The organism is Shinella sp. 1A1 (assembly GCF_055379515.1).
In genome coordinates this window covers 984,591-996,747 of the sequence record NZ_AP039671.1, presented here as the reverse complement: position 1 = coordinate 996,747, position 12,157 = coordinate 984,591, and the positions used below count along the sequence as shown (strand labels likewise).

Below are 12,157 nucleotides of genomic sequence, written 5' to 3'. Positions count from 1 at the left end.
GGCGCTCCTGCGGGACGCTTCTCGAACCCGCAAGGGCATCATTCGATGCCCTTGCCTTATCTCTCCATGCATTCCGGCGGCAATCGCTGCGCACCATGCCGGAAGCGCTTTCGCGGCGGGGGCCCATGACGCAGACCAACACACCTCCGCTGGCGCTCACCATGGGCGACCCTGCCGGCATCGGGCCGGACATCACCCTTGCCCTTTGGGCCGCCCGTGAGCGGCTCTCGCTTCCAGCCTTCCTGTTCATCGGCGATGCCAAGGTGCTGCGTGAGCGGGCCGCCCTGCTCGGCCTCGACGTCACCATCGCCGCAGCGGAGCCGGAAACGGCGGCTGCCGTCTTCCCGAAGGCCATTCCCGTTCTTGCCCGCGACTGCCGGGCGCCCGTCGTTCCCGGCGCCCCGGATGCCGGCAACGCCGCGGCCATAACAGGCTCGATCGAGACCGCCGTCCATCTTACCATGGCGGGGCGAACCTCCGCCGTCGTGACGAACCCGATCGCCAAGGCGGTTCTCTATGATGCCGGCTTCGGCTTTCCGGGACATACCGAGTTCCTTGCCGATCTTGCCGCGAGGGCGACCGGCCGGGAGGCTCTCCTCCCCGTGATGCTGCTGGCGGGCCCGAAGCTGCGCGCCGTTCCCGTCACGATCCATATTCCGCTGAAGGACGTCCCCGCCGCCCTTACCGAGGACCTGATCGTCGAGACGGCGACGATCACCGCGCGGGACCTTCGCCGCCGCTTCGGCATCGAGCGCCCGCGCCTCGCGATTGCCGGCCTCAATCCCCATGCCGGCGAAGGCGGTGCGCTGGGGCTGGAGGACGACGCCATCGTGCGCCCCGCGGTCGACCGGCTGAAGGCCGCCGGCATCGACGCCGTCGGCCCGCTGCCGGCCGATACGATGTTCCACGATGCCGCCCGCGCCAGCTATGACGTGGCGCTCTGCATGTATCACGATCAGGCGCTGATCCCCGCCAAGGCGCTCGGCTTCGACGATTCGGTCAACGCGACGCTGGGCCTGCCCTTCATCCGCACCTCGCCGGACCATGGCACGGCCTTCGCGCTGGCCGGCAGGGGCGTCGCGAGGCCCGACAGCCTGCTCGCCGCGCTCCGGCTGGCGAATACGCTTGCCGCGCATGAGCGTGCAGCAGGGGAGACGGCATGATGGCGGCACTCGACGGACTTCCGCCGCTGCGCGACGTCATCCAGCGGCACGGGCTCGATGCGAAGAAGGCGCTCGGGCAGAACTTCCTGCTCGACCTGAACCTCACCCAGAAGATCGCCCGCACCGCCGGCCCCATCGAGAACCATACGGTGATCGAGGTCGGCCCCGGCCCCGGTGGCCTGACGCGCGCCATTCTCGCGCTCGGCGCGAAACGCGTTATTGCCATCGAGCGCGATGCGCGCTGCCTGCCGGCGCTGGCGGAAATCTCGGAACACTATCCCGGCCGCCTGACGGTGATCGAGGGCGATGCGCTGAAGACGGATTTCGAGGCGCTGGCGCCCGGCGAGCCGGTGCGCATCATCGCCAACCTGCCCTACAATGTCGGCACGCAGCTGCTCGTCAACTGGCTGCTGCCGAAGCGCTGGCCACCGTTCTGGGAGTCGCTCACGCTGATGTTCCAGCGCGAGGTGGGCCTGCGCATCGTCGCCGAAGAGAACGACGACCATTACGGCCGGCTCGGTGTGCTCTGCGGATGGCGCACCGATGCCCGCATGGCCTTCGACGTGCCGCCGCAGGCCTTCACGCCGCCGCCGAAGGTAACGTCTTCCGTCGTGCATCTGGAGCCGGTCGCCAATCCCCTGCCCTGCGATGTCGCGGCTTTGGAACGCGTCACCCATGCGGCCTTCGGCCAGCGCCGCAAGATGCTGCGGCAGAGCGTCAAGTCGCTCGGGGGCGAAGCGCTGCTGGCAAAGGCGGAGATCGATCCGCAGCGGCGGGCGGAGACGCTGAGCGTGGAAGAGTTCGTGCGGCTGGCGAACGCGCTCTGAGGCATGGGCATGGCCCCTCATCCGGCCTGCCGGCCACCTTCTCCCCGCAAGCGGGGAGAAGGGATATGCCGCGCCGTTTTCCCCAATCAGCAACCGCTCGTGGGGCAAATCCCCTCTCCCGCTTGCGGGGAGAGGGTTAGGGTGAGGGGCTATCCCGAAATGGGAACCGTGCGATCGGCACTGACCCGTTAGAGAACCGGCTTTTCCGTCACCAGATTCGTCACGAAATCGAAGAGCCCGTGCCGCCGGTCGCGGCGCAGGCGCTCGGCTTTCACGATGCTCTGCACGGCATCGAAGGCGACGGAGAGGTCGTCGTTGAGGATGACGTAGTCGTATTCGCGCCAATGCTCGATCTCGGCGCGGGAATTGGCGAGGCGGGTCTGGATGACCTCTTCCGTGTCCTCCGCGCGGCGGTGCAGGCGCGATTGCAGCTCGGTCATCGACGGCGGCAGGATGAAGATCGAGACGACGTCGGCCGGCATCTTCTCCTGGAGCTGCTGGGCGCCCTGCCAGTCTATGTCGAAGAGCATGTCGCGGCCGGCGGACATCGCCTCCTCCACGGGCTCGCGCGGCGTGCCGTAGAAATTGCCGTGCACCTCGGCCCATTCGAGCAGAGAATCAGAGTCGCGGCGAAGTTCGAATTCACGCTTGGAAATGAAGTGATAGTGCCGGCCGGCAATCTCGCTGGCGCGGCGCTGGCGCGTCGTCACGCTGACCGACAGGCTGAGGCCGGGATCGGCTTCCAGCAGGTTGCGCGCGATGGTCGACTTGCCCGCGCCCGACGGCGAGGAGATGACGAGCATGAGCCCGCGGCGCTCGATATGGATCTCTTTCGACGGTTCGGCCATGGCCTACTCCAAATTCTGGACCTGTTCCCTGAACTGGTCGATGACGACCTTCAGTTCGATGCCTGCAGCCGTTACAGCAGCAGCGTTCGACTTGGAACAGATCGTATTCGATTCCCGGTTAAATTCCTGTGCGAGAAAATCGAGCTTGCGGCCGATGGGGCCGCCTGCGGCGATGAGTTCGCGCGCGGCCGCAACATGGGCCTTCAGCCGGTCGATCTCCTCACGCAGGTCCGCCTTGGTGGCGAGCAGCGCCGCTTCCTGGTGCAGCCGGTCTCGGTCGAGCGCGCTCGCGCCCTGCAGCAGCATGGCGACCTGCCCGGCCAGCCGCTCGGCGATTGCCGTCACGCTGCGCGAAGGGTCGGCCTCGACCACCTCCGTCAATGCCTCGATGCGGGCGACCTGGCCGAGCAGGATGCCGGCGAGCGCGCTTCCTTCCTTGCGCCGCATGTCGGCAAGACGGCGGACCGCCTCGACAAAGCCCTCCCGGATGTTGCCATCCCGCGCCCCGCGCTCGTCCTCGCTCTCCTCCGCCTCGCGGAAGTCCACGATGCCGCGGACGGAGAGCAGCGTATCGAGCTTGATCGGAGCGGGATCGATGGTGCCGGCAAGCTGGTCGCGCAGGGCCAGGACGGCGGCCAGCGCGCCCTGGTTCACGACGGCCTCGATATCCGCTTCGCTGACGCTGGTGGCAAGGCCGACCTGCAGATTGCCGCGCGAGAAAGCTTCGCCGGCAAGGCGCCGCACATCCGCTTCCAGCGCCTCGAAGCCGGGCGGCAGGCGCAGGCGCATGTCGAGCCCCTTGCCGTTCACCGAACGCAGTTCCCACGCCCAGCGAGTGCGCCCGCTGGTTCCCTCGACCCGCGCAAAGCCGGTCATCGATTGCAATGTCATGTCAGCCTCCAGTGGCGGCCCGCTCGGGCGAGCCTGCCGGATACGCGCAGCGTGCCCGGTATTGGATATCCAAAGTGAAACAGTTTCCCGGCCTTGAAAACCGGCAAGCGGGCGGAAGCGGCAGCGATCCACATCAAAGGTGGCGCAGATACGAAGAGGCCCCGGAAAACCGGGGCCTCTTGCGAAATCCCGCCCTTACTGGGCGGTGGTCGCGCCCTGCGTTTCCTTGGCAGCGTCGGCCGCCTTCTCCGCTTCCAGCTTGCGCCAGCGCCGGACATTCTGGTTGTGCTCGTCCAGCGTCTCGGCGAAGACATGCCCGCCGGTGCCGTCGGCGACGAAGTAGAGGTCCGCCGTGCGCGAGGGATTGGCGACGGCTTCCAGCGCCGCGCGGCCGGGATTGGCGATCGGCGTCGGCGGCAGGCCCTTGATGATATAGGTGTTGAACGGCGTCTTCTTCTCAAGGTCCGACTGGAAGATCGGGCGGTCGGCGGGCTTACCCTCGCCGCCGAACATGCCGTAGATGATCGTCGGGTCCGACTGCAGGCGCATGCCCTTTTCGAGACGGTTGAGGAACACCGAGGCCACGCGCGAGCGCTCGTCGGCCCGACCGGTTTCCTTCTCGACGATGGAGGCGAGTGTGACGAATTCCTCGCGGGTGGTGATCGGCAGATTGTCGTCGCGGCGCTGCCAGATCTGGTCGATCAGCGCCTTCTGCGCATCGAGCATCTGGTGCAGGATATCGGCGCGCTTCGTGCCGCGCGAGAACTTGTAGGTGTCCGTCATCAGCGAGCCTTCCGGCGGCAGCTCGGCCGGCAGGTCGCCTTCCAGCACCGGATCTTCGGTGAGGCGCTTGAACACCTGCTTGACCGTCAGGCCTTCCGGCACGGAGACGCTGTAGAGGATCGACTTGCCGGATTTCAGCAGCTCGACGATCTCGCGCATGGAGGCCCCGGCCTTGATCTCGTATTCACCGGCCTTCAGTGTCTCGCCGTCGAGATAGACGCGAGAGAGCACGCGGAAAACGCGGCTGTCGCTGATGATGTTGTTGCGTTCGAGGTTGGCGGCGATCTCGTTGGTGCCGGCGCCGCCGCGAACGATGAAGTTCGTGTTGGCGGTCAGGGGACCGGCTTCCTCATAGCTCTTGATGCCGTAATAGAAAATACCGACGCCGATGAGCGTGGCGAAGACGACCACGGTCATGACGAAATTCAGGAAGATGACGACCTGGCTGCGCGCCTTGCGCGACCGGCGGCGGCTCGGCGGTTCGGGCACCTGCTCGGGGCGCAGGGCCTCATTGGCGGACTTCGGAATGATGCGGGGCTGGCCGGAGGCCTCGCCGCGTCCGAATTGCGTCTCGCCGGAATCGTTCGTGTCGCTCACGGACTGTCCTCATGGGTTCGGGCATTGCTCGACGTCTTCCAGCAGAGCAATGCGGCAAAAGCGGGATCAAGCCGCTCTTCTCATTCGGTTGTGCGGGCGCGCCGGGACGACTTTGCGTCCCGGACGGGATCAGGCGTCGTAGCGCTTGAGAACCAGCGATGCGTTCGTTCCGCCGAAGCCGAACGAGTTGGACAGCGCCACGTTGATCTCGCGCTTGCGGGCCTTGTGAGGCACCAGGTCGATCGCCGTCTCGACGTCGGGATTGTCGAGGTTGAGCGTCGGCGGCGCGATATTGTCACGGATCGCCAACGCCGTGAAGATCGCCTCGACGGCACCGGCGGCACCCAGAAGGTGGCCGATGGCGGACTTGGTGGACGACATGGAGATACGGGAGGCCGCATCGCCGACGAGCCGTTCCACCGCGCCGAGCTCGATCGTGTCGGCCATGGTGGAGGTGCCGTGCGCGTTGATATAGTCGACTTCGCTGGCCGGAATGCCGGCGCGCTTCAGCGCCATGGTCATGCAGCGGAAGGCGCCGTCGCCGTCCTCGGACGGTGCGGTGATGTGGAATGCGTCGCCCGAAAGGCCATAGCCGACGACCTCGGCATAGATCTTGGCGCCGCGCGCCTTGGCGTGCTCAAGCTCTTCGAGAACGACGACGCCGGCGCCCTCGCCCATGACGAAGCCGTCGCGGTCGCGGTCATAGGGACGCGAAGCGGCGGTCGGATCGTCGTTGCGGGCGGTGGACAGCGCCTTGCAGGCGGCAAAGCCGGCGAGCGAGATGCGGCAGATCGGCGATTCGGCGCCGCCGGCCACCATGACGTCGGCATCGCCGAGCGCGATCAGGCGGCTGGCATCGCCGATGGCGTGCGCGCCGGTCGAGCAGGCCGTGACGACGGAATGGTTCGGGCCGCGCAGCTTGTGCTTGATCGAAACCTGGCCGGAGGCGAGGTTGATCAGGCGGCCGGGAATGAAGAAGGGCGAGATGCGGCGCGGGCCCTTGTCGCGCAGCGTGTAGCCGGCCTCGACGATGCCCTCGAGGCCGCCGATGCCGGAGCCGATGAGCACGCCGGTCGCGATCTGGTCCTCGTCGGTCTTCGGATGCCAGCCGGCATCTTCGAGCGCCATGTCGGCGGCTGCGACGGCATAGGTGATGAACGGATCGACCTTGCGCTGTTCCTTGGGTTCCATCCACTGGTCGGCATTGTAGGTGCCGTCGGAACCGTCGCCGAGCGGGATGGAGCAGGCGATCTTCGCGGGAAGGTCCTCGACCTCGAAGGCGGTTACCCTGGCGGCGGCGCTGCGGCCCTCCAGAAGCCGGCTCCAGGTCACTTCGGTGCCACAGCCAAGCGGGGATACCATGCCGGTACCCGTGATAACGACACGCCTCATCGTCCGTGATCCACCCTTATATTCTTATAATCCATTGCCTCGTGGAGAGGTGCGGCCTCCCGGACGGAGACCGGGACGGGCCGCCGCAGGGCGGCCCGTCGGCAGTCAGATCAGGCCTGGGCCTTCTCGATGAACTTGACGGCGTCGCCGACCGTCAGGATCGAGTCAGCGGCATCGTCCGGGATCTCGACGCCGAATTCTTCTTCGAACGCCATGACCAGTTCGACGGTGTCGAGCGAGTCCGCGCCAAGATCATCGATGAAGCTTGCGCCTTCGCTGACCTTATCGGCGTCAACACCCAGATGATCAATGACAATTTTCTTTACGCGTTCTGCGATATCGCTCATGTCGGATTCCTCGACCTTTGTTTTTGATCGGCGCCTTTCACGGCACCGGACACTCAACACGCCCGATGTGCCTCAAGAACACATCCGGCAAACCCTTCAACCGGCAATGCGGGATCGACGATCCTTTTGCGTATCGCCCGATCGCTCAGGCTTTTGCCGGTCGACTGCTGGCAGTCATGGCCCGATTAACACGGTTTATGCCTGCCGCAAAGTGTGAAAATAGCCGGTGCGCCAGCGGTCAACATGCAATTTATGCTGTTTCGCCGGGCGCTTGGGCCAGCTTCAGATCATCGCCATGCCGCCGTTCACGTGCAGCGTCTGGCCCGTCATGTAGGACGCCTCCGAGGAAGCGAGGTAAGCGACGGCTGACGCGACTTCCGCGCCGGTGCCCATGCGCTTCATCGGGATCGCCCCCATGATCGCTTCCTTCTGCTTGTCGTTCAGCTTGCCCGTCATCGCGCTTTCGATGAAGCCCGGCGCCACGCAGTTGACGGTGACGTTGCGGGTCGCGATCTCCTGGGCCAGCGACTTGGTGAAGCCGATCATGCCGGCCTTGGAGGCGCAGTAGTTCGCCTGGCCCGGATTGCCGGTGACGCCGACGACCGAGGTGATGTTGATGATGCGGCCGTAGCGGCGGCGCATCATCGGATGGGTCAGCTCGCGCGTCAGGCGGAAGACGGCCGTCAGGTTCACTTCGAGAACGGCATCCCAGTCCTCGTCGCTCATGCGCACGAAGAGGCCGTCCTTGGTGATGCCGGCATTGTTGACGAGGATGTCGACGCCGCCGAGCTCGGCTTCCGCCTTCTCGCCGAGCGCCTTGACCTCGGCGCGGTCGGAAAGGTTGGCCGGGAAGATGTGGACCCGCTCGCCAAGGTCGTTGGCGAGGGTTTCCAGCTTCTCGACGCGGGTGCCGTGCAGGCCGACGATGGCGCCCTGGGCGTGGAGAACGCGGGCGATCTCCTCGCCGATGCCGCCGGATGCGCCGGTAACGAGAGCCTTGCGGCCGGTAAGATCAAGCATGGTTCCGTTCCTTTAAAGAGAGATCAGCCGATGAGCGCTGCGAGCGCGCTGTCGATATCGGCGGGAGTGTTGATGGCGATGCCGGTGACGGACTTGTCGATGCGGCGCGCGAGGCCGGTCAGCACCTTGCCGGAGCCGACTTCGTAGAGCGTCGTCACGTCATTCTTGCCGAACCACTCGACCGTCTCGCGCCAGCGGACCTGGCCCGTGACCTGCTCGACGAGGAGCCTGACGATTTCCTCAGGGTCGCTCACCGGCGCGGCGCGGACATTGGCGATGACCGGCACGACGGGGGCCTTGGCCGTCACAGCGGCGAGCGCCTCGCCCATGGCGTCGGCGGCCGGCGCCATCAGGGCGGAGTGGAAGGGGGCGGAGACGGAGAGCATCAGCGCGCGCTTGGCGCCCTTTTCCGTCGCGAGCCGGGCGGCGACTTCCACGGCCGGCTTGGAGCCGGAGATGACGAGCTGGCCGCCGCCATTGTCGTTGGCGATCTGGCAGGCGCCGCCGGTGGAGGCTTCCTTGCAGATGGCTTCGACATCCGCCTGTTCCAGACCGATGATCGCGGCCATGGCGCCCTCGCCGACCGGAACGGCCGACTGCATGGCGTTGCCGCGGATGCGCAGCAGGCGCGCGGTATCGGCCAGCGAGAAGGTGCCGGCGGCACAGAGCGCCGAATATTCGCCGAGCGAGTGGCCGGCGACATAGGAGACCTGATCCTTCAGCGACAGACCGCGCGCTTCCAGAACGCGCATGACGGCGATGGAGACTGCCATCAGCGCCGGCTGCGCGTTGGCGGTCAGCGTCAGCGTTTCCTCGGGCCCTTCGAACATGATGGTGGAAAGCTTCTGGCCGAGGGCCTCGTCGACTTCCGCGAAAACGGCGCGCGCCTCGGGGAAGGCGTCGGCGAGATCCTTGCCCATGCCGACGGCCTGGCTGCCCTGGCCGGGGAAGGTGAATGCTACGCTCATAGGGGTTTCTCCCGTCTCATGTTTCCTTTTCCATTCACATTCCGGCCCCGCAAGTCAAGGCATGGCGCCCGGGCGGCCCCGCTTCAACCCGGCTTTCCGGGGCGCTTCACACAGGGAATCGCGCCTTTCAGGCTTGCGCTTCGCCGGGAGCTGCCTACATTCGCGCCGTTTCCACCAAAGGATTTTCCCTCCCATGAAATACAATCCGCTCGGCCGGACCGGCATCAGCGTGTCGGAAATCTGCCTCGGCACGATGACCTGGGGCTCGCAGAACAGCGAACAGGACGCCGGGGATCAGCTCGATTATGCGCTCTCGCAGGGCGTCAACTTCATCGACACCGCCGAACTCTACCCGACCACGCCGCTTTCCCCCGAAACCTATGGCGACACGGAACGCTTCATCGGCAACTGGATGAAGGCGCGCGGCAACCGCGACAGGATCGTGCTTGCCTCCAAGGTCGCCGGCCCCGGCCGTCCCTATATCCGCGGCGGCGCGCCGATGAGCCGCGCGGGCATTCTGGAGGCGATCGACAACAGCCTCTCGCGCCTCAAGACCGACTATCTCGATCTCTACCAGCTCCATTGGCCGAACCGCGGCCACTACCATTTCCGCAACGCCTGGAGCTATGAGCCCTCGAAGCAGGACCGCGCGAAAGTCGCCGCCGAGCTTCTCGAAATCCACGAAACGGTCGGCGAACTCGTCAAGGCCGGCAAGGTGCGGGCGCTCGGCCTTTCCAACGATACGGCCTGGGGCACGATGCAGCTCCTGAAGCTCGCGGGGGAAAAGAGCCTGCCGCGCGTCGCCTCGATCCAGAACGAATACAACCTCCTCTACCGGACCTACGATCTCGACCTCGCGGAGGTTTCGCATCACGAGGAGATCGGGTTGCTCGCCTATTCGCCGCTCGCCGCCGGCCTTCTCACCGGCAAGTATCTCGACGGCGCGCGGCCGGAAGGCTCGCGCCTGACGAAGAACGGCGATCTCGGCGGCCGCTACCAGCCGCTGCAGGAACCGGCGGTGCGCGCCTATGTGGAGCTTGCACGGGAGCACGGGCTCGATCCCGCCCAGATGGCCCTCGCCTTCTGCCTGACACGGCCCTTCACGGCCTCCGTCATCATCGGCGCGACGTCCATGGAGCAATTGAAGACGGATATCGGGGCGAAGGACGTGGCGCTCTCCGCCGAGTTGATGAACGGCATCCGCCGCATCCACCGGCTCTATCCCGCGCCGATGTAGGAAAAGCTGGGCGGCTGATCCCCGGCCGCCCAGATTGCCGTCAATGGATGGGCTTGGGCTCCTGCGTTTCCGGCAGCAGCCAGTTCAGGAAGACCGCGCAGAGGCCGCCGGTCGCAACGCCCGATTCCAGCACGCTCTTCACGAAATTCGGCATGTGCGAGACGAATTCCGGCACCTGCGACACGCCGAGGCCGAGCGCCAGCGAGATCGAGATGATCAGCAGCGCGCGGCGGTCGAGCTGGAGACCGGCGAGGATGTTGATGCCCGAGGCGGCGACCGCACCGAACATGACGATGACCGCACCGCCCAGAACCGGCTCCGGAACCGCCTGGATGACGCCCGCGATTGCCGGGAACAGGCCGAGCAGCACCAGCACGCCGGCGATATAGACGCCGACATGGCGGCTGGCGACGCCGGTGAGCTGGATGATGCCGTTGTTCTGCGCGAAGACCGAGCTCGGGAAGGTGTTGAAGATGCCGGCGAGAAGCGAGTTCGCGCCGTTGACGAGAACGCCGCCCTTCACGCGCTCCATCCACACCGGACCCTCGACAGGCTCGCGGGAGATCTTGCTGGTGGCGGTGATGTCGCCAATGGCCTCGAGCGAGGTCACAAGATAGATGACGACCATGGGCGCAAAGAGCGTCCAGGAGAAATCGATCCCGAAATGCAGCGGTGTCGGTACCTCGAACCAGGCGGCCTGGTGGACGCCCGCGAAATCGAGGCGGCCGACGGCGGCGGCAAGCGCGTAGCCGGCGCCGAGCGCGATGATGATCGCGGCGCTGCGCACCCAGACGACCGGGATACGGTTCAGCACGATGATCAGGCCCAGCACGGTGCCGGACAGGAGCAGGTTCTCGCCATTGGCGAAGGTGCCCGACTGCATGGCGCCGAAACCGCCGCCCATGCTGATGAGGCCGACCTTGATGAGCGTGAGGCCGATCATCAGCACGACGATGCCGGTGACGAGCGGGGTGATGAGCTTCTTGACGAAGGGCAGGACGCGCGAAAGCCCCATCTCGATGAAGGAGCCGGCAATGACCACGCCGAAGATCGCCGCCATGACGGCCTCGACGGGCGTGCCCTGCTTGACCATCAGCACGCCGCCGGCGATCAGCGGGCCGACGAAGTTGAAGCTGGTGCCCTGCACGATCAGCAGGCCCGCGCCGAGCGGACCGAAGCGGCGGCACTGCACGAAGGTCGCGATGCCGGAAATGACCAGCGACATGGAAACGATCATGTTGGTGTCGCGCGCGGAAACGCCGAGGGCCTGACAGATCAGGAGACCGGGCGTGACGATCGGCACGATGATGGCGAGCAGGTGCTGGATGGCGGCGAGCAGCGCGATCGCCGGCTTCGGCTTGTCCTCCAGCGCGAAGACCAGGTCGTCCGCCGGCGTCGACGGCACTTCGGGATGGGTATAGGCGTTCATCGTCCGCCCCCCATGAAATGTCCGATTACATTGCGCATATGCGCGCAGGACCGTGCCGCGGCACGGGAATGGTGGGTCGCCATGGCTTCTCCTCCCGGCGTTATGGGGTTTTCCGAAGCCTCCACTTCGGGCTGGAGAAGCTAACCGAGTTCGCCGCGAAGAACCCCATCCGGAAACCTGAAAGAGTTTCGTGCGGTCCGAGGGGTAATGCGCAAAAAGAAACCCGCCGTTTCCGGCGGGTTCCTCATGCCCCATACAGGCGACCTCAGGGCGTGGTGGTGGTATTGGCGCCACCGCCCTGGGCCGGCTGGCTGTTCAGCGGCTGGGTGCCGGTTTCCGCGCCACCCGTTGCGCCGCCGGTCGCCGTGCCGCCCGCCGGGGCGCTTTCCTGCGTCCCGATGGCCGAGGTGTTGGCGTTCGTATCGACGCCGCCACCCGGCGTTCCGCTGCCGACGAAATAGAATATGCCCACGGCGACGAGGACAGCGATGATCACCGCCACGGCCCAGCCGCCGGTTCCGCTGCCGCGGTTGGTTGTATTGACCACCGTCGGGCCGCTCTCTTCCGGGGGACGATTGACAAGGTTGGGATCCTGCATGTCTGTCACTCCATCTGGTTGGGTCGGGCTGAACAACGCGCCACGTCCGTTTTTGTT

At 66.1% G+C, this 12,157-nt stretch carries 12 protein-coding genes; 3 read left to right on the top strand and 9 right to left on the bottom strand.

Annotation, left to right across the window (positions count from 1 at the left end; all coding sequences use genetic code 11):
* Positions 1–125 precede the first annotated feature (125 nt).
* Both pdxA and rsmA read left to right on the top strand, forming a co-directional pair.
* Complete coding sequence (gene pdxA / locus ACZ48C_RS04895) at positions 126–1,163, top strand: 4-hydroxythreonine-4-phosphate dehydrogenase PdxA (protein ID WP_464782366.1); 1,038 nt, start codon at positions 126–128, stop codon at positions 1,161–1,163.
* Positions 1,163–1,990: a 16S rRNA (adenine(1518)-N(6)/adenine(1519)-N(6))-dimethyltransferase RsmA gene (gene rsmA / locus ACZ48C_RS04890; RefSeq protein ID WP_464782776.1), complete on the top strand. Its 828-nt coding sequence runs from the start codon at positions 1,163–1,165 to the stop codon at positions 1,988–1,990. Before pdxA ends, rsmA begins: the two co-directional genes overlap by 1 nt.
* Before the next feature lie 188 nt (positions 1,991–2,178).
* On the opposite strand, the gene gmk is transcribed toward rsmA, so the two are convergent.
* The 7 genes from gmk to fabD form a co-directional block, all read right to left on the bottom strand.
* Positions 2,179–2,838 carry a guanylate kinase gene (gene gmk, locus ACZ48C_RS04885; RefSeq protein WP_119259152.1) on the bottom strand — a complete coding sequence of 220 codons (660 nt, stop codon included), beginning with the start codon at positions 2,836–2,838 and terminating at the stop codon, positions 2,179–2,181.
* Positions 2,839–2,841: 3 nt separating this feature from the next.
* Positions 2,842–3,729, bottom strand: a complete 888-nt coding sequence (locus ACZ48C_RS04880) for a YicC/YloC family endoribonuclease (protein ID WP_464782365.1) — start codon at positions 3,727–3,729, stop codon at positions 2,842–2,844.
* A 195-nt stretch (positions 3,730–3,924) separates the two neighbouring features.
* Entirely contained in the window at positions 3,925–5,109 is a 1,185-nt protein-coding gene (mltG, locus tag ACZ48C_RS04875) for an endolytic transglycosylase MltG (protein ID WP_464782364.1), read from the bottom strand.
* A 129-nt stretch (positions 5,110–5,238) separates the two neighbouring features.
* On the bottom strand, positions 5,239–6,501 hold the full coding sequence (fabF, locus tag ACZ48C_RS04870; protein ID WP_424549350.1) for a beta-ketoacyl-ACP synthase II: 1,263 nt from the start codon (positions 6,499–6,501) through the stop codon (positions 5,239–5,241).
* 110 nt (positions 6,502–6,611) lie between these two features.
* The gene (locus ACZ48C_RS04865) at positions 6,612–6,848 is read right to left on the bottom strand and encodes an acyl carrier protein (RefSeq protein WP_097139127.1); all 237 of its coding nucleotides are present in this window, start codon (positions 6,846–6,848) and stop codon (positions 6,612–6,614) included.
* A gap of 282 nt (positions 6,849–7,130) precedes the next feature.
* On the bottom strand, positions 7,131–7,868 hold the full coding sequence (fabG, locus tag ACZ48C_RS04860; protein WP_119259148.1) for a 3-oxoacyl-[acyl-carrier-protein] reductase: 738 nt from the start codon (positions 7,866–7,868) through the stop codon (positions 7,131–7,133).
* A gap of 23 nt (positions 7,869–7,891) precedes the next feature.
* The gene (fabD, locus tag ACZ48C_RS04855) at positions 7,892–8,836 is read right to left on the bottom strand and encodes an ACP S-malonyltransferase (protein ID WP_464782363.1); all 945 of its coding nucleotides are present in this window, start codon (positions 8,834–8,836) and stop codon (positions 7,892–7,894) included.
* A 193-nt stretch (positions 8,837–9,029) separates the two neighbouring features.
* On the opposite strand from fabD, the gene ACZ48C_RS04850 reads away from it, so the two are divergent.
* Complete coding sequence (locus ACZ48C_RS04850) at positions 9,030–10,073, top strand: aldo/keto reductase (protein ID WP_464782362.1); 1,044 nt, start codon at positions 9,030–9,032, stop codon at positions 10,071–10,073.
* Positions 10,074–10,113: 40 nt separating this feature from the next.
* On the opposite strand, the gene ACZ48C_RS04845 is transcribed toward ACZ48C_RS04850, so the two are convergent.
* Together ACZ48C_RS04845 and ACZ48C_RS04840 are read right to left on the bottom strand one after the other, a co-directional pair.
* Complete coding sequence (locus ACZ48C_RS04845) at positions 10,114–11,502, bottom strand: nucleobase:cation symporter-2 family protein (protein ID WP_464782361.1); 1,389 nt, start codon at positions 11,500–11,502, stop codon at positions 10,114–10,116.
* A gap of 265 nt (positions 11,503–11,767) precedes the next feature.
* A complete protein-coding gene (locus tag ACZ48C_RS04840; RefSeq protein ID WP_205536236.1) occupies positions 11,768–12,100 on the bottom strand; it encodes a hypothetical protein in 333 nt (110 codons plus the stop codon).
* Positions 12,101–12,157 lie beyond the last annotated feature (57 nt).